Genomic DNA, 17,550 nt, shown 5'->3' with positions numbered 1-17,550 from the left:
CTCGTTAGCGGGAGGCGAATTCTACAGCGTTACACGCTGCTGTCAACACCTCATTTCCTGCTTCGATGACTTGAAGCTGGCACTGCCAAAAACCATCCAACTCTTTGAAACTCAAGGAGTTTTCCGTTTCGACTGCGCCGGAAGAGGTGCGAATTATAGGCCGTTTGAACCTCGGGTCAAGCACTAGTTTCACACTTCTGTCATATAGCCTTGAAAGGGGCCTAAAAGCAGAGGCCAGCCTGACGGCTGGCCTCTTTTCTTCTATAGGCTGCTATCGCCTGCCTTACAGACTCGGAAAGGCAAACTGAGAGGCTTCATGGCTGGCACGTTGCGGCCAACGTTGTGTGATCGCCTTGCGACGCGTGTAAAAGCGCACGCCATCCGGGCCATAGGCATGCAGGTCACCAAACAGCGAACGCTTCCAGCCGCCGAAGCTGTGGTAGGCAACAGGTACTGGCAACGGTACGTTAACCCCCACCATACCCACTTCAATCTCGTCGCAGAACAAACGGGCCGCCTCTCCATCACGGGTGAAAATGCAGGTACCGTTACCGTACTCGTGATCATTGATCAGTTGCATGGCCTCTTCCAGGCTCTTGACCCGCACGATGCACAATACCGGCCCGAAGATCTCTTCTTTATAGATACGCATCTCAGGTGTCACGCGATCAAACAGGCAGCCCCCCAGGAAGAAGCCTTCTTCATGCCCCTTGATACTCAACCCGCGACCATCGACCACCAACTGCGCACCTGCTGCTACGCCATCATCGACATAGCCACTGACCTTGTCCCGCGCCTGACCGGTAACCAGGGGGCCCATGTCCAGACCGCACGAAGTCCCCGCACCAATTTTCAGCGCTTTGATTTGAGGAACCAGTTTGGCCACCAGGGCATCTGCCACCTGATCACCGACGCACACTGCAACCGAGATGGCCATGCAACGCTCGCCGCACGAACCATACGCTGCGCCCATCAGTGCACTGACTGCGTTATCGAGATCCGCATCCGGCATCAACACTGCGTGGTTTTTCGCCCCACCCAGTGCCTGCACGCGCTTACCGCGTTTGGTGCCTTCGGCGTAGATGTACTCGGCGATCGGGGTCGAGCCAACAAAACTCAGCGCTTTCACTTCCGGCGCCTCGATCAGTGCATCAACAGCTGACTTGTCGCCGTGCACCACGTTCATAACCCCCTTGGGCAAACCAGCTTCTTGCAGCAGTTGAGCAATCAACAGTGTCGAGCTTGGATCACGCTCCGAGGGCTTAAGAATGAAACAGTTGCCGCACACGATCGCCAACGGGTACATCCACAACGGAACCATGGCCGGGAAGTTGAACGGTGTAATCCCTGCAACGACACCCAGTGGCTGGAAGTCCGACCAAGCATCAATATTCGGGCCTACGTTACGACTGTATTCGCCCTTCAAGATTTCCGGAGCCGAGCAAGCGTATTCGACGTTCTCGATCCCGCGCTTCAGTTCACCCGCAGCATCCTCCAGAGTCTTGCCATGCTCTTCGCTGATCAACTGCGAGATCCGCGCTTCGTTCTGCTCAAGCAACTGCTTGAAACGGAACATCACTTGGGCGCGCTTGGCAGGCGGGGTATTACGCCATGCCGGGAAGGCGGCCTTGGCTGCATCGATCGCCTGCTGGATTGTTTCACGGCTGGCCAGGGGAACCTGGTGGATCACTTTACCGGTGGACGGGTTATACACATCTGCGGTGCGCCCGGAATCGTTCAGCAACTCGCCATTGATCAGGTGTTGAATAGTGCTCATGGATGCTCCAGAAAGTTGTCCACAGGCGCGAACGCTGCGCGCCTGGGTGAATGCATTAAGTGTCGCTTCTATATAGAAGGATCAGTCGATCTGATTCAGCGCTTCGCCGACCGCATCGAACAAGCGATCCAGGTCTTGCGGCTTGCTGTTGAACGTTGGCCCGAACTGCAGGGTGTCGCCGCCGTAGCGCACGTAGAAACCGGCTTTCCACAGTTTCATCGCTGCATCGAACGGGCGCACAATTGCATCACCATCACGCGGCGCAATCTGGATTGCACCCGCCAGGCCATAGTTGCGAATGTCGATGATGTTCTTCACGCCCTTCAAACCGTGCAATGCATTCTCAAAATGCGGTGCAACTTCAGCCACGCTCTGTACCAGGTTCTCTTTTTGCAATAGATCAAGCGCAGCAATACCCGCAGCACAGGCTACGGGGTGAGCCGAATAGGTATAGCCATGAGGGAATTCAACCGCGTACTCAGGCGTCGGCTGATTCATGAACGTGTGATAAATCTCGCTGGTAGCGATAACAGCCCCCATCGGAATCGCGCCGTTGGTGACTTGTTTGGCAATACACATCAAGTCAGGTGTCACGCCGAAGCTGTCAGCACCAAACATTGAGCCTGTACGACCAAAGCCAGTGATCACTTCATCGAACACCAACAGGATATTGTGCTGGTCGCAGATTTCCCGCAGACGTTTCAGATAACCCTGAGGCGGAACCAATACCCCAGCCGAGCCTGCCATCGGTTCTACAAAAACGGCAGCAATGTTCGACGCATCGTGCAATTCGATCAGCTTGAGCAGTTCATCGGCCAGGGCAATCCCGCCCTGCTCGGGCATGCCGCGAGAAAATGCGTTGCTTGCCAACAGGGTGTGCGGCAGATGATCCACATCCATCATTGCCTGGCCAAACAGTTTGCGGTTGCCGTTCACCCCACCCAGGCTGGTGCCTGCAATGTTCACTCCATGGTAGCCGCGGGCACGGCCAATCATTTTGGTTTTGCTCGACTGGCCTTTTAGACGCCAGTAGGCACGCACCATCTTCACCGCCGTGTCGGCACACTCCGACCCCGAGTCGGTGAAGAACACGTGATTGAGGTTGCCCGGCGTCAACTCGGTGATTTTTTCTGCCAGCTTGAAAGACAGCGGATGGCCGTACTGGAACGCCGGCGAGTAATCGAGGGTGCCCAATTGTCTGGCCACGGCTTCCTGGATTTCAGTACGGGTATGCCCTGCGCCGCAGGTCCAAAGACCTGACAGCGAATCGTAAATCTGCCGACCCTTATCATCCGTCAGATAACTGCCCTTGGCCGCGACGATAAAGCGCGGATCGCGATGGAAGTTACGGTTGGCAGTGTAAGGCATCCAGTGAGCATCCAGCTTGAGCTGGCTGGTCAGGTTCAATTCGGCGTTTTCGGGCATGTTCATCAGCAAAACCTCGCAAGGCAAAAGCGGCGTGGGATGTTGAAAGCGTTGTTGCGCCTAAATTGCCACGGCTATAAAGTCCATGAAATCCAACTCTTCTAACCTTTAGTCAGGCATACACTAAACTATGAGCAGCCGTCGCCCCGATGCACTGGCCCAGGTCAGCGACTTTGATATTCGACTGCTGCGTATTTTTCGCAGCGTCGTGGAGTGCGGCGGCTTTTCGGCAGCAGAGACGGTACTGGGCATTGGCCGTTCTGCCATCAGCCAGCAGATGAGCGATCTTGAACAGCGCCTGGGTTTACGCCTGTGCCAACGTGGGCGAGCGGGTTTTTCACTGACAGAGGAAGGTCGTGAGGTCTACCACTCTGCGCTGCAATTACTCGGCGCTCTTGAGAGCTTTCGCACCGAGGTCAACGGCCTTCACCAGCATTTGCGCGGCGAACTGACCATTGGCCTGACCGATAACCTGGTCACCCTGCCCCATATGCGTATCACCCATGCACTGGCCCAACTCAAGGAGCGTGGGCCTGATGTACAGATTCATATCCGCATGATCTCGCCCCATGAAGTTGAACAGGGTGTGCTCGACGGCCGCCTGCATGTGGGTGTGGTGCCCCAGGCCAGCACATTGTCCGGGCTTGAGTACCAGCCGCTCTACAGTGAGCGTTCACTGTTGTATTGCGCCGTAGGCCATCCGCTGTTTTATGTCGACGACAGGCAATTGGAAGATGCACGGTTGAATGCGCAGGATGCCATTGCCCCCACCTTTCGCCTGCCCTCGGATATCCAGGCCCACTACCAGGCGCTCAATTGCACCGCCAGCGCGTCGGATCGCGAAGGCATGGCCTTTTTGATTTTGACCGGGCGCTATATCGGTTACCTGCCCGACCATTACGCCAGCCTGTGGGTTCAGCAGGGCCGCTTGCGGGCACTGAAGGCAAAAACACGTTTCTACGATTTGAGCCTGGCATCGGTGACACGTAAAGGCCGGCGCCCGCATCTGGTCCTGGAAAGTTTCCTTGAGAGCCTGGAAGCGACGCGTTAACGTGAAAAACTTCGCTACACAAACAGGTTGCCCGGAGCGCCCATGACCCTTGAAGTTCCTGCCCATGACGGCAAGCCTCCCAGCCGTATCCGGCAGAAAAACGAAGAGGCCATTCTCAAGGCCGCCGAAGATGAGTTTGCCCGTCACGGCTTCAGAGGCACCAGCATGAACGCCATCGCCCTGAGTGCCGGGCTGCCAAAGGCCAATCTGCATTATTACTTCACCAACAAGCTAAGCCTGTATATCGCAGTACTGAGCAATATCATCGAGCTATGGGACCGTACCTTCAACGTTTTGACCGCTGACGATGACCCGGCCCAGGCCCTGACTCAGTATATCCGCGCAAAAATGGAGTTTTCCCGGCGACAGCCCCAGGCTTCGCGAGTGTTTGCGATGGAAATCATCAGTGGCGGGGCCTGCCTGACCGAGTATTTCTCACAAGACTACAGAGCTTGGTTTCAAGGTCGTGCAGCTGTGTTCCAGGCCTGGATAGATGCAGGCAAGATGGACCCGGTCGACCCGGTCCATCTGATTTTCCTGCTATGGGGCAGCACCCAGCATTACGCCGACTTTTCGACACAGATTTGCCGCGTAACGGGGCGCAAGCACCTGACCAAACAGGATATGCATGCGGCCTGCGACAACCTGATCCGTATCATTCTCAAAGGCTGCGGCCTGACGCCCGCAGTCTAAGCCTGGAACCGACATGCCTTCGACCCTCACGGGGCTTTGCGAGTACCGCGAAGAAATCCGTAAAAGCCGCTTTATTACTTTTGCTGCCCCCATCACCAGCGCCCAGCAGGCCCTCGAATTTATCGAGCAACACAGCGACCTGAATGCCTCGCACAATTGCTGGGCGTGGAAACTTGGTGGGCAGTACCGCAGCAGTGATGATGGCGAACCTGGCGGCACCGCGGGCCGCCCGATACTCTCGGCCATTGAAGCGCAGGACTGCGATCAGGTCGCGGTGCTGGTTATCCGCTGGTATGGCGGCATTCAACTGGGCACCGGCGGCCTGGCTCGGGCCTATGGCGGTGGCGCTAACAAATGCCTGCAAAACGCCGAAAAACTGCCGTTGGTCAGCCGTATCGCACTCAACTGCTCTTGCAGTTTCAGCGAGCTGGCATTGGTCAAACTGCGCCTGGGTGAACTCAACGGCCTGATCACCGGCGAAGCCTTCACTGCCAATGGCGTTGACCTGCAACTGGCGCTGGTCGAAGAACAGATTGCTCCCGCGCGACAGCTTTTAGCGGACCTTAGCCGCGGCAGGATCCTGCTGCATCGTGACGCTGTCGAGCCAGCCCCATAAAAATGCTATTTTCCGACATCCATAGTTGCCCACAGTCACTGTGCACCCACCTGTGGATAACCTGAGCACATGCGGCCACAGCCCTTGTGTGCTGGGGGCTTGAAGCACTTGTACGATTTTTAACCAACTCATATCAACTTTGTAGAGGACGCTACTCATGACCGCAAAAAAAGCACTGATCATCGGAGCTTCACGTGGCCTGGGCCTGGGTCTGGTCAAGGAGTTGCTTGCCGATGGCTGGGACGTAACCGCCACTGTGCGCCACCCACAAAAAGCCGATGCCCTGAAGGCATTGGGGCCGGTGCGCATCGAACAACTGGACATGAACAATCAACAGGCGATCAAGGCATTGGGCAATACCTTGCACAATGAAGTCTTCGATCTGCTGTTTATCAATGCCGGGGTCAAAGGCCCGGACGACCAGCTGTCGGGCAATGCAACGCTGGCCGAGGTGGGGCAGCTGTTTTTCACCAACAGCGTGGCACCGATCAATGTGGCCCGGGAGTTTGTCAGCCGGATCCGTAAGGACAGTGGCGTACTGGCATTTATGAGCTCAGTACTCGGCAGTGTCACTCAACCTGATGCCCCCGAAATGGCCCTCTACAAGGCCAGCAAAGCGGCTCTCAACTCGATGACCAATACCTTTGTACTGTATGAACTGGGCGACAATAACCCGACTGTGCTGTCCATGCACCCGGGCTGGGTAAAAACCGATATGGGCGGCGAAGGCGCCGACATTGATGTCGAAACCAGCACCCGTGGCCTGGTGGCACAGGTCAAGGCATTTGCCGGAAAAGGCGGCCATCACTTTATCGACTACAAGGGCCAGACGATTCCCTGGTAGGCAGCCTGCGACAAATGGCGGGGGAATTGTGCCCCCTCCGACCTGTAGAATGTCGCCATCTGTACCCGATTTGATGAGAAAACCTTTTATGTATGACTGGCTGAACGCCCTGCCAAAAGCTGAACTGCACATGCATCTGGAGGGTTCCCTGGAACCCGAGTTGCTGTTTTCGCTGGCCGAGCGCAACAAGATCGCCCTGCCCTGGAACGACGTTGAAACCCTGCGCAAGGCGTATGCCTTCAACAACCTGCAAGAATTCCTCGATCTTTATTACAAAGGCGCCGACGTACTGCGTACCTCCCAGGACTTCTACGACCTGACCTGGGCCTACCTGTTGCGCTGTAAAGAACAGAACGTCATTCACACCGAACCCTTCTTCGACCCGCAAACCCACACCGATCGTGGCGTGCCGTTTGAAGTCGTGCTCAATGGCATTGCCAGCGCACTTAAAGATGGCGAGCAGCAACTGGGTATCACCAGCGGCCTGATCCTCAGCTTCCTGCGCCATTTGAGCGAAGAAGAAGCAGAAAAGACCCTCGATATGGCCCTGCCATTTCGCGATGCCTTTGTCGCCGTTGGCCTCGACAGTTCAGAAATGGGCCACCCGCCGAGCAAGTTTGTGCGCGTATTCGACCGCGCCCGTGATGAAGGCTTCCTGACCGTTGCCCACGCGGGTGAAGAAGGCCCGCCGGAGTACATCTGGCAAGCCCTGGACTTGCTCAAGATCCAGCGTATCGACCATGGCGTGCGCGCCATTGAAGACGAACGTCTGATGCAACGCATCATCGACGAGCAGATCCCGTTGACCGTATGCCCGTTGTCCAACACCAAACTCTGTGTGTTTGATCACATGTCGCAACACAACATTCTCGACATGCTTGAGCGTGGCGTAAAAGTGACCGTCAACTCTGATGACCCGGCCTACTTTGGCGGTTATATGACTGAGAACTTCCACGCGCTATACACCGATCTGGGCATGACCCAGGACCAGGCCAAACGCCTGGCGCAAAACGGTCTGGATGCGCGGTTGGTCAAGCCGTAACACGCGGTCTCCCCTGTGGGAACGGGCTTGCCCACGATGGCATCAACTCGATCAGGCAGACACACCTGATTGTCAGCATCGCGCGCAAGCCCGCTCCCACAGACATTTGAAACTGCAACACCGTCACTACCACAGCAGTTTTACTGTTTCCCCGGGTACAACTTGCTCAACATCGCACAGCGCTCACTGAGCATGTCGCGCAAGAGCCGCACCGGTTTACTCAATTGCGCCCGGTGACCACACAGCAGATTCAGCGGCGCCCGCTCGCACATCAGCCCCGGCAGTAACACCTTGAGCCGCCCGCTCTGCACATCTCCCGCCACATCCAGCCACGACTTGTAGGCAATGCCCTGCCCGGCAACCGCCCACAAGCGCACCACGTCGGCATCATCGCTGAAACGATTGCCGCTTACCGTCAGCCCCAGTTCGCGCTTGCCGTCATTGAATTGCCAATGGTCGTGAACCCGCGTGCCGAGCATGTACAACAGGCAATTGTGTTGCAGCAACTGCTCAAGCTGACGCGGCTCGCCCTTGCGCGCCAGGTAGTCGGGGGACGCACACAGCACCCGGCGGTTACCCGGGGCCACCGGCAGTGCCACCAGGCTGGAGTCTTCCGGCTCGCCGTAACGCAAGGCGATATCCACAGGCTGGCGGAACAGGTCGGCAATCCGGTCACCCAATAACAGGCGCACGGTGAGTTGCGGATGCTCACGCTGGAACTCATCCAGCCAGGGCAGCAACAGATTACGGCCAAAGTCTGAAGGTGCCGACAGTTGCAACACTCCGCTAACCTGATCTTGCCCACGCGCCAACAAGCGTCGCCCCTCATCGAGGCTAGCGAGTGCCGTACGCGCATATTCAAGAAAGCCTTCGCCTTCGGCCGTCAGACGCAAACTTCGGGTTGAACGCGCCAGCAGGCGCGCGCCCAGTAGAGCTTCTATCCGTTTGAGAGCAGCGCTAGCCACCGCCGGGGACATATCCATCACCCGGGCCGCCGCAGACAAACTGCCCAAGTCAGCCGCGTGAACGAACAATTGCAGATCATCGAAACGCAGCATTCACAATCCACCCGACCATTATCAATAAAAAATTGAAAGAGACTGCTGTTTTAGCCGGTTTTATCGCGCGGTGAAATAGCCAATTATCACTGCCAGTTTTTTAATCATCTTCAGGACATGTCCCATGAAAGCTGTCGCCTACTACCACTCGTTACCGATTCAAGACCCGCTGGCCCTGCAAGATATCGAGTTGCCAGAGCCGGTGGCCGGCCCCCGGGATTTGCTGGTCGAGGTCAAAGCCATTTCCGTAAACCCGGTGGACACCAAAGTGCGCCAGAACGTGCAGCCCGAGGCCGACACTGCCAAGGTACTGGGCTGGGATGTGGCCGGTGTGGTCAAGGCCGTCGGCAGTGAAGTCAGCTTGTTCAAGGTCGGCGACAAGGTCTTTTACGCAGGCTCCATTGCCCGTGCCGGGGCCAACAGTGAACGTCATGTGGTGGATGAACGCATCGTCGGGCATATGCCCAAAAGCCTCGATTTCGCACAGGCCGCAGCGTTGCCGTTGACCGCCATCACTGCCTGGGAGTTGTTGTTTGAGCGCCTTGGCGTCAACGAGGGCAAGACCGACGAGCAACAAAGCCTGCTGATCGTCGGCGCGGCGGGTGGTGTAGGTTCAATCCTGACGCAACTGGCCAGCCAACTGACTGCGCTCAAGGTGATTGGTAGCGCATCTCGCCCTGAAACCCAGGCCTGGGTCCGTGAGCTGGGCGCCGATCTGGTTATCGACCACAGCCAGCCGCTGAGCGAAGAACTCAAGCGTCACGGCATCGACGCCGTCACCCATGTTGCCAGCCTGACCCAGACTGACCAGCATCTTGATCAGTTGGTAGAAGCACTGGCACCACAGGGCAAACTGGCGCTGATTGATGATCCCAAGGCGCTGGATATCACCAAACTCAAACGCAAGAGCCTGTCACTGCACTGGGAGTTCATGTACACCCGCTCGCTGTTCCAGACCCCGGACATGATCGAGCAACATCTCCTGCTCAATCGTGTCGCCGGGCTGATCGATGCGGGCACCCTGCGTACCACGGTCGGCGAGCACTTTGGCAGCATCAATGCCACCAACCTGCGCCGCGCCCATGCACTGCTGGAAAGCGGAAAGGCCAAGGGCAAGATTGTGCTCGAAGGCTTCTGAGAGGACGTCTGACGGGACCCATGTGGTCATTTTTTAACCGTCAGTCAGAGACTTGATTCCGGGCATTTTAATCAAAGTTTTTCGGCATACACTGGCCTCCTTTGCGAACCGAAGGAGGCCAGTCATGAAAATCCTGATAAAAGCGCTAGCAAGATCCCGCGACTGCAAATGGCAGGTGCAAATCGACCAGCAAGCCGTCAACTTTCGCAGCGAGGCCGAGGCCCGGGCCTTTGTCGACAAGCTGCAATCGCGCCTGCATGCCCCGCACCGCCTGCCCGAACGTTTGGCTGGCTGAATCAGACCGGCTGCTGAGCGGCGATCCGTGCGGTGTACAGGCGCCGGGTCGCCACTGCCAGGCCCACTGCCACAAGCCCGCACAGGGTGATGACCATCGCCATTGGCATTGCGCTGCCGTCGTGCAATACCCCCACCAGTGATGCCGCCCCCGCCGCCACGCTGAACTGCAAACAACCCAGCATCGCCGAAGCACTGCCGGCGCGCGCGCCCTGCCCGCTCATGGCGCAGGCCGAGGCATTGGGAATGATGCAGCCCAGGCTGGCAATGCAGATAAACAGCGGCACCAGCAGCGGCCACAGTTGTTCGGTATGCAAACTGCTGACGCCCAGCAAGGCCAGACCCGCCGCCAGATACACCCACACCATGCGCGACAGCAAAAAGGCCGGGCCACGCTTGGCCAGCAGGCGGGCGTTCAACTGCGCCACCAGGATAAAGCCGGCCGCGTTGGTGCCGAACAACCAGCCGTAATGCTCGGCAGGCACGCCATAGAGTTTGATAAATACGAAAGGTGAACCCGCGATGTAGGCAAACATCCCGGCCATTGCGATCCCCCCCGTCAGGGCATGGCCAAGGAACTCGCGATCCTTGAGCAACCGCCCGTACTGGCGCAATGCCCCCGACAGCGGCTGACGTGGCACGTTGGCCGGCAGGCTTTCAGGCAAGCCAAGCGCTACGGCCGTTGCCGCCAATGCGCTGAACACCGTCAACACCAGGAAAATCGATTGCCAGCCATACAGGTTGACCAGCAACCCACCCAACATCGGCGCCAGGATTGGCGCCAGGCCCATAACCAGCATCAATTGTGAAAACACTTTGGCCGACTGCACCGCGTCGCATTTGTCACTGACAATTGCCCGCGAAAGGACCATGCCCGCACAGCCGCCAAGGGCCTGGACAAACCGGGCACCAATCAGCCACTCCAGGGTCGGCGCAAAGGCGCATGCCAGTGACGCGACAGTGAATAGCCCGACGCCCACCAGCAGCGGCACGCGCCGGCCGAAGCGGTCCGCTACCGGGCCATAGGCCAGCTGACCGATGGACAGGCCCAGAAAGTACACGGCCAGCGTCAGTTGTATCTGGGTTTCGTCGGTTGCAAAGGCTTGTGCCATCGCCGGGAAGCCGGGCAGGTAAAAGTCGATCGCCAAAGGACCGAAGGCACTCAGGGCGCCAAGAATCAAGATTGTTCGAAGGTTCATCAGGTATCCAGGGATCAGGCTGCGGTTAGCGCAAGCTGACAGTTTAGCTGTGGTTATCGACCCTGAACATTAAGTTAGCGAGCTAGCTAATAAATCACCTTGAACCCGTCCTGAAACAACACCGCCGTAGCAGCTGCCGAGGAACGAGGCTGCGTTCGGCGGCGCAGCCGTCGTAAGTCTGACATTGCGGTGCGCCAGTCAGAGCTTGCTCTTAGCATTCACGACGACTACGTCGCCGGACGCAGCCTCGTTCCTCGGCAGCTGCTACATACAGGTTTAGTGCGCCGTGCGCGCCTCAAACCCGGCATTGGTGATCACGTCGATAATTTGCAACGGTGATACGTTGCTGTCCACCTTGACGGTTTTGCTCGCCAGGTCCACTTCAACCTTCGCGTCTTTATCCACCGTCTGCACCGCACGGGTCACCGCGCCCACACAGCCACCACAGGTCATACCGTCTACCTTGAACGTTTGCATGATTACGCCTCCTGTTTGAGATATGCCTACAGCTTCGACCTTGCCATCGTGGCAAGGTCAAGCCCGTTGTTTCACGCGCTGACTGGCAATCCATCCCGTGCTCGGCCAAGCTGCAAGCCTTGCGATTTGATAACAGGATACTTAGCCATGCGCTGGACCGCTTTGAGCCTAGTCAGCCTTTTGGGTCTTGCCAGTGTGCCGCTGTGGGCAAATGCCGATCAGGACTACGGAGTGCTGATCATTTCCCGCGAACGCCTTGAGGTGCCGACCAACTGCGAAGTGGGTGTGTACATCGACGACCAACTGGCCGGGCGATTGTTTCAGGAGCAGGCCCTGGCCTTTAACCTGCCGCCCGCCAGCGTCGATATCCGCCTCAAGCTGCTCCCCGGGCAAGCCCCCGGCTGCCTGCCCGGCATGCTGGTGCCGCCCGCGCAGCAGTTCACCCTGAAGGCCGGGGATGTGCGCAAATACCGCATCGCCCTGGGTAAACAGGGTATGTACCTCAAGCCCGCCAAACTGGAATATTGAGCGGCAAACAACGAACAGCAAGAAGCCTTGACCTTGCCATGGGGTCAAGGTCGATTCTATGGATAGATAACTTCTTGAGGAGGACTGCTCGTGCCCACCCAATTCGATCTGCCGATTGATGGCATGACCTGTGCCAGCTGTGCAGGGCGTGTGGAAAAATCCCTGGCCAAAGTGCCCGGTGTACGTTCGGTCAGCGTCAACCTGGCCACTGAACAGGCCCGTATCGAAGCGCCTGCCGAGAGCCTGCCGGCACTGGTCGAGGCTGTGCAACAGGCAGGCTATAGCGTGCCCGCCCACAGCCTGGAACTGGATATCAGCGGCATGACCTGCGCCTCATGCGCAGGGCGCGTAGAAAAAGCCCTGGCCAAGGTGCCCGGGGTCAAGAGCGTCAGCGTCAACCTCGCCACCGAGCGGGCCCATGTCGAATTGCTCGGCCAGGTTGATCCGGGCCTGCTGATCAATGCGGTCACTCAGGCCGGCTATGGTGCCAGCCTGCACCAGAGCGAAAAAACCACCGAAGACGATCAGCAAAAACGCCTGCACCGTGAACGCTGGGCGCTGACCCTGGCTATCGTACTGGCGCTGCCGCTGGTGCTGCCGATGCTACTTGCGCCTTTTGGCATCCATTGGATGCTGCCCGCCTGGGCCCAGTTTGTATTGGCGACCCCGGTGCAGTTTGTTCTGGGCGCACGTTTTTATGTGGCCGCGTGGAAAGCCGTCAAGGCCGGCGCGGGCAATATGGACCTGCTGGTCGCCCTCGGCACCAGCGCCGGTTATGGCCTGAGCCTGTATGAATGGGCCATCGCCGAACCTGGCAGCATGCCCCATCTGTATTTCGAGGCCTCGGCGGTTGTGATCGCCCTGGTGCTGCTGGGCAAATATCTCGAAAGCCGTGCCAAGCGCCAGACCGCCAGCGCCATCCGCGCCCTTGAAGCCCTTCGCCCCGAACGCGCCTTGCGCATGGTCGACGGCCAGGAACAGGATGTCGCCATCAGTGATTTGCGTCTCAATGATCTGGTGCTGGTCAAACCCGGCGAGCGGTTCCCGGTGGATGGCGAAGTGGTTGAAGGCCAAAGCCATGCCGACGAGGCCCTGATCAGTGGCGAAAGCCTGCCGGTGCCGAAACAGCCTGGGGATAAAGTCACCGGCGGCGCCATCAATGGCGAAGGTCGCTTGATTATCAAGACCATGGCCCTGGGGACGGAGACCGTACTGGCGCGCATTATCCGCCTGGTAGAGGACGCGCAGTCCGCCAAGGCGCCGATCCAGAAGCTGGTGGACAAGGTCAGCCAGGTATTTGTCCCGGTGGTGCTGCTGATCGCCCTTGCCACCCTGCTCGGCTGGTGGCTCTACGGCGCGCCGATTGAAACAGCATTGATCAATGCTGTCGCAGTACTGGTAATTGCCTGCCCTTGTGCCCTGGGCCTGGCGACCCCCACTGCAATCATGGCCGGCACCGGCGTTGCAGCCCGCCACGGGATTCTGATCAAGGACGCCGAAGCCCTCGAACGCGCCCACGAAGTCAGTGCCGTGGTTTTCGACAAAACCGGCACCCTGACTTCAGGCACGCCGCAAATTGCTCACTTCAGCGCACTCGATGGCGATGAAGCGCACTTGCTGCAAGCCGCCGGTGCCCTGCAGCGGGGCAGCGAACACCCGCTGGCCAAGGCCGTACTGGATGCTTGCGCGGCGCGTGATTTAAAAGTGCCGGACGTTACCGACAGCCAGTCGCTGACCGGCCGCGGTATTGCCGGCACCCTGGAGGGCCGCCGCCTGGCCCTGGGCAACCGCCGCCTGCTGGAAGAAACCGGTCTCAATTCGGGCTCGCTCGCCGCATCGGCCAGCGCCTGGGAAACCGAAGGTCGCACGCTGTCCTGGCTGATCGAACAAAGCCCGCAGCCCCAAGTGCTGGGCCTGTTCGCCTTTGGTGACACACTCAAGCCCGGTGCCCAGTCAGCCATCGCCCAGCTCAATGCCCGTCATATCAGCAGCCACTTGTTGACCGGCGACAACCGCGGCAGTGCCAAAGTAGTGGCCGAGGCCCTGGGGATCAGCGATGTTCACGCCGAAGTGTTGCCCGCCGACAAGGCCGCGACCGTGGCCGAACTGAAAAAAACCGGTGTAGTGGCCATGGTCGGCGACGGAATCAACGACGCCCCGGCACTGGCCGCGGCCGATATCGGTATCGCCATGGGCGGTGGCACCGATGTGGCCATGCACGCAGCGGGCATCACTCTGATGCGCGGCGACCCGCGGTTGGTACCGGCAGCACTGGAGATCAGCCGCAAGACCTACGCCAAAATCCGGCAAAACCTGTTTTGGGCATTTATCTACAATGTGATCGGCATTCCGTTGGCTGCTTTCGGCTTTTTGAACCCTGTGCTGGCAGGCGCGGCCATGGCTTTTTCCAGTGTCAGCGTGGTCAGCAATGCGTTGCTGCTCAAATTCTGGAAGCCCAGGGATCTTGAATAAGGAGGCGTCATGAATATCGGCCAGGCCGCCAGACACAGCGGCTTGAGCGCCAAGATGATTCGTTATTACGAATCCATCGGTCTGCTCAAACCCGCGCAACGCAGTGACAGCGGCTACCGCCTTTACAGCGATGACGACCTGCATACCCTTGCGTTTATCAAACGCTCGCGGGACCTGGGGTTTTCGCTGGAAGAGGTCGGCAAGCTGCTGACCCTGTGGCAGGATCGCCAGCGCGCCAGCGGCGATGTGAAGGCACTGGCGCGCCAGCATATTGAAGAGTTGAACCAGAAGATCGCCGAGCTGAGCAGCCTGCGCGACACCTTGCAGGATCTGGTCGAAAGCTGTCAGGGCGACCACCGCCCTGACTGCCCGATCCTCAAGGACCTGGAGTCAGGCCCATGCTGCACCGTAAAGATATGATCATCTGCATGATCTGCTGATAAACCTGTGGGAGCGGGCTTGCTCGCGATTCAGGCGCCAAGGTGTATCTGGCTGACCAAGGTGATGCCATCGCGAGCAAGCCCCGCTCCCACAGGAACGTTAATCAGAAAGCTGTCAGCAGCACTTTAGCCAGCATCAGCACGCCAATCACCGCACACAGCCCCGCGAATCCCTGCTGTAGCCACTGGGCCGAGACGTGCGGGGCAATCACCCGCCCGGCAATCATTCCGGCCAGGGTCGCGCCAATAAATATCACGCCTTCATTCGACAGGCTCACGCCCTGGCTCATCAGATTGCCCAAGGTGCCCAGCGATACCAGCGCCACCACCATCAAAGACGTGGACACCACGGCGTGGATACGCACGTCACTGAACTTGCGAAATGCCGGCACGATCAAGAACCCGCCGCCCACACTCAATAACCCCGTCAGCAACCCCGAGGTAGCACCAATGGATACCAGGGTCATGCTGCAGCGGGCATTCCAGGTCAGTCGCCCGGTTGCAGGGTTGAGCATGCAGTTTTTTTCCAGTACCCCCAGGCTGCCGTCATCGCGGGCATCCGCCCGGGCCTGCAGGAACATGCGCACTGAGACAAACATCATCACCGCGCTGAACATCAACACCAGCACCTTGGCCGGCATCAACCGGGCAAGGTGCAGCCCGATGGGCGAGGTGGTCGAGCCGACCAGCGCCATCAACGCCGCTGCCTTGTAGCGCACCAGCCCCTTGCGCAGGCCATCCAGCGCCCCCAGTGCCGCTGCCGTGCCTACGGCCAGCAACGCCACCGGTGTCGCTTGCGCCAGGGTCCAGCCCAGCCCCAGAGTCAGCGCCGGGATGGCCAGGATGCCGCCACCGGCACCGGTCAGCCCAAGCACCAACCCCACCAGCATGCCAAATAAAATAATCAACATGGTCAGGGTCAATCCGGCTTGCAGTCAGTGAACCACTCGCGGCCTTTGAGCATGCCTTGCCAGTAAAACCACGGCAGCAATGTGGCCTTGAGCAGCCACGCCGATTTGCGGGGTACGGTCGGGTCCAGGGGAAAGGTGGGTAGCAGTTTGCCGCCATAGCCGAATTCAGCCAGGATCACCTTGCCGTTTTCCACGGTCAGCGGGCAGGAGCCATAGCCGTCATAGCGCTTGGGCAAGGTCACGCCCTTGCGCAGTGCGAGCAGATTTTCGGCCACCACGACCACTTGCTTGCGGGTTGCCGCCGCGGTCTTGGCATTGGGTGTATTGCACACATCGCCCAGGGCGAAGATTTCGGGGTAGCGTGGATGTTGCAGGGTCGCCGGATCGGTCTCGAACCAGCCCGCCTTGTCCGCCAGTTCACTGCGGCGGATCACATCGGGCGCCTGCTGCGGTGGCACCACATGCAGCAGGTCGAAGGTTTTAGCAACACAAGTCACACCGCCCTTGGCATCAGTCACATCAAACCAGGCCGTTCTGGCGGGACCGTCAACCTTGACCAGAGTGGACTGGAAGGCCAATTGAGCCTTGTAGGCTTCAACGTACTTCATCAGCGGCGGGACAAAAGCCGGCACGCCAAACAACACCGCCCCCGCCAGGTTGAACTCCACCTTGATAGCGTCCAGAGCACCGCGTTTGCGCCAATGATCGCAGGCCAGATACATGGCTTTTTGCGGCGCACCCGCACACTTGATCGGCATGCCCGGCTGGGTAAACAGTGCCTTGCCGCCCTTCAGGCTGCGCACCAGTTCCCAGGTATAGGGCGCCAGATCGTGACGATAGTTGGAGGTCACGCCATTCTTGCCCAGAGTTTCTTCAAGGCCCTCGATATTTTCCCAGGCCAGTTCCAGCCCCGGGCAAACGATCAGTTGCTGGTAACCCAGCTCGCTGCCATCGCTGAGCAGCACAACCTTGCGCTGCGGAGCAAAGGCACACAGCGACGCCTTGACCCACACAGCACCTTTGGGCATGACCGCAACGGTGGGGCGAACCGTGTTTTTGATATCGTAGGCCCCTCCCCCGACCAGCGTCCAGGCGGGCTGGTAATAGTGTTCGGTGCTGGGCTCGATCACGGCGATACGCAAGGCCCCGTTACGCTTCAACAGGCTGGCCGACACCGAAATACCGGCCGAGCCACCGCCCACCACGACCACATCGTACTGCCTGGCCTCACGCGTGCCCTGGGTGGCCGCTTCAAAAAGCTTGGCAGAGCGATTGCCCGTGCGGCAGTACGCCAGCACCGGTTTGGGCAACTCGTCGAGCAGTTCACGCAATTGCTGCACCTGCCCGGGTGTTGCGCCGCTGGTCGCTACTGGCAGATAGGCAAAGCTCAGCCCCAGGGCCTGCGCGGCCTGTTGCATCGCGGTGTGTTCGGGTTGCTCAGGCCCGCCTTCATGGTCGGGGCGGTTGCAGATCACGCTGGCAAAACCCAGCGCAGCCAAGGATTGGAGATCAGACTGCTCGATCTGACCGGTCACGGAAAATGACGCGTCGATTCGCTTGATGCTTTGCTCCATTGAGCACTCCA

At 58.9% G+C, this 17,550-nt stretch carries 17 protein-coding genes; 10 read left to right on the top strand and 7 right to left on the bottom strand.

Annotation, left to right across the window (positions count from 1 at the left end; all coding sequences use genetic code 11):
• Positions 1-283: 283 nt before the first annotated feature.
• Complete coding sequence (locus FHL07_RS15605) at positions 284-1,777, bottom strand: CoA-acylating methylmalonate-semialdehyde dehydrogenase (protein WP_095001080.1); 1,494 nt, start codon at positions 1,775-1,777, stop codon at positions 284-286.
• Between the two features lie 81 nt (positions 1,778-1,858).
• Positions 1,859-3,208, bottom strand: coding sequence for an aspartate aminotransferase family protein (locus tag FHL07_RS15600; protein WP_095001079.1), 1,350 nt, complete (start codon positions 3,206-3,208; stop codon positions 1,859-1,861).
• 124 nt (positions 3,209-3,332) lie between these two features.
• Here FHL07_RS15600 and FHL07_RS15595 point away from each other — a divergent pair, with 124 nt between their 5' ends.
• The 5 genes from FHL07_RS15595 to FHL07_RS15575 all read left to right on the top strand — a co-directional run bounded on the left by FHL07_RS15595 (position 3,333) and on the right by FHL07_RS15575 (position 7,448).
• Positions 3,333-4,253 (top strand): LysR family transcriptional regulator, encoded by a 921-nt coding sequence (locus FHL07_RS15595; protein ID WP_095001078.1) that lies wholly within the window; start codon positions 3,333-3,335, stop codon positions 4,251-4,253.
• A gap of 42 nt (positions 4,254-4,295) precedes the next feature.
• Positions 4,296-4,946: a TetR/AcrR family transcriptional regulator gene (locus tag FHL07_RS15590; RefSeq protein WP_095019808.1), complete on the top strand. Its 651-nt coding sequence runs from the start codon at positions 4,296-4,298 to the stop codon at positions 4,944-4,946.
• A 13-nt stretch (positions 4,947-4,959) separates the two neighbouring features.
• Positions 4,960-5,562: an IMPACT family protein gene (locus tag FHL07_RS15585; RefSeq protein ID WP_138738664.1), complete on the top strand. Its 603-nt coding sequence runs from the start codon at positions 4,960-4,962 to the stop codon at positions 5,560-5,562.
• 157 nt (positions 5,563-5,719) lie between these two features.
• Positions 5,720-6,406 (top strand): SDR family oxidoreductase, encoded by a 687-nt coding sequence (locus FHL07_RS15580; protein ID WP_095001075.1) that lies wholly within the window; start codon positions 5,720-5,722, stop codon positions 6,404-6,406.
• A gap of 88 nt (positions 6,407-6,494) precedes the next feature.
• The gene (locus tag FHL07_RS15575; protein WP_016783589.1) at positions 6,495-7,448 is read left to right on the top strand and encodes an adenosine deaminase; all 954 of its coding nucleotides are present in this window, start codon (positions 6,495-6,497) and stop codon (positions 7,446-7,448) included.
• Between the two features lie 140 nt (positions 7,449-7,588).
• Here the strand turns inward: FHL07_RS15575 and FHL07_RS15570 are convergent, their stop codons facing one another.
• Positions 7,589-8,506 carry a LysR family transcriptional regulator gene (locus tag FHL07_RS15570; protein WP_138738663.1) on the bottom strand — a complete coding sequence of 306 codons (918 nt, stop codon included), beginning with the start codon at positions 8,504-8,506 and terminating at the stop codon, positions 7,589-7,591.
• A gap of 124 nt (positions 8,507-8,630) precedes the next feature.
• On the opposite strand from FHL07_RS15570, the gene FHL07_RS15565 reads away from it, so the two are divergent.
• On the top strand, positions 8,631-9,644 hold the full coding sequence (locus FHL07_RS15565) for a zinc-binding alcohol dehydrogenase family protein (RefSeq protein WP_095019806.1): 1,014 nt from the start codon (positions 8,631-8,633) through the stop codon (positions 9,642-9,644).
• Between the two features lie 124 nt (positions 9,645-9,768).
• Complete coding sequence (locus FHL07_RS23690) at positions 9,769-9,939, top strand: sensor domain-containing protein (protein ID WP_130872246.1); 171 nt, start codon at positions 9,769-9,771, stop codon at positions 9,937-9,939.
• Between the two features lies 1 nt (position 9,940).
• Here FHL07_RS23690 and FHL07_RS15555 read toward each other — a convergent pair whose 3' ends face one another.
• A complete protein-coding gene (locus FHL07_RS15555; protein ID WP_095019805.1) occupies positions 9,941-11,137 on the bottom strand; it encodes a multidrug effflux MFS transporter in 1,197 nt (398 codons plus the stop codon).
• Positions 11,138-11,413: 276 nt separating this feature from the next.
• Entirely contained in the window at positions 11,414-11,614 is a 201-nt protein-coding gene (locus tag FHL07_RS15550) for a heavy-metal-associated domain-containing protein (RefSeq protein WP_016783584.1), read from the bottom strand.
• A 147-nt stretch (positions 11,615-11,761) separates the two neighbouring features.
• Between FHL07_RS15550 and FHL07_RS15545 the strand changes: the two genes are divergently transcribed.
• The 3 genes from FHL07_RS15545 (at position 11,762) to cueR (ending at position 15,034) form a co-directional block, all read left to right on the top strand.
• On the top strand, positions 11,762-12,142 hold the full coding sequence (locus tag FHL07_RS15545) for a hypothetical protein (protein WP_016783583.1): 381 nt from the start codon (positions 11,762-11,764) through the stop codon (positions 12,140-12,142).
• A gap of 90 nt (positions 12,143-12,232) precedes the next feature.
• The gene (locus FHL07_RS15540; RefSeq protein WP_095019804.1) at positions 12,233-14,614 is read left to right on the top strand and encodes a heavy metal translocating P-type ATPase; all 2,382 of its coding nucleotides are present in this window, start codon (positions 12,233-12,235) and stop codon (positions 14,612-14,614) included.
• Positions 14,615-14,623: 9 nt separating this feature from the next.
• The gene (cueR, locus tag FHL07_RS15535; RefSeq protein WP_095001070.1) at positions 14,624-15,034 is read left to right on the top strand and encodes a Cu(I)-responsive transcriptional regulator; all 411 of its coding nucleotides are present in this window, start codon (positions 14,624-14,626) and stop codon (positions 15,032-15,034) included.
• A 124-nt stretch (positions 15,035-15,158) separates the two neighbouring features.
• On the opposite strand, the gene FHL07_RS15530 is transcribed toward cueR, so the two are convergent.
• Positions 15,159-15,965 (bottom strand): sulfite exporter TauE/SafE family protein, encoded by an 807-nt coding sequence (locus FHL07_RS15530; protein ID WP_095001069.1) that lies wholly within the window; start codon positions 15,963-15,965, stop codon positions 15,159-15,161.
• An 8-nt stretch (positions 15,966-15,973) separates the two neighbouring features.
• Positions 15,974-17,539 carry a bifunctional protein tyrosine phosphatase family protein/NAD(P)/FAD-dependent oxidoreductase gene (locus FHL07_RS15525; RefSeq protein ID WP_095024479.1) on the bottom strand — a complete coding sequence of 522 codons (1,566 nt, stop codon included), beginning with the start codon at positions 17,537-17,539 and terminating at the stop codon, positions 15,974-15,976.
• Positions 17,540-17,550 lie beyond the last annotated feature (11 nt).

Origin of the sequence: Pseudomonas sp. FSL W7-0098, assembly GCF_005930585.1 — a bacterium.
In the GTDB taxonomy this organism is placed as follows: Bacteria; Pseudomonadota; Gammaproteobacteria; order Pseudomonadales; family Pseudomonadaceae; genus Aquipseudomonas; species Aquipseudomonas bubulae.
The sequence above is the reverse complement of the archived record's forward strand: the minus strand, read 5'-3'. Positions and strand labels throughout refer to the sequence as shown.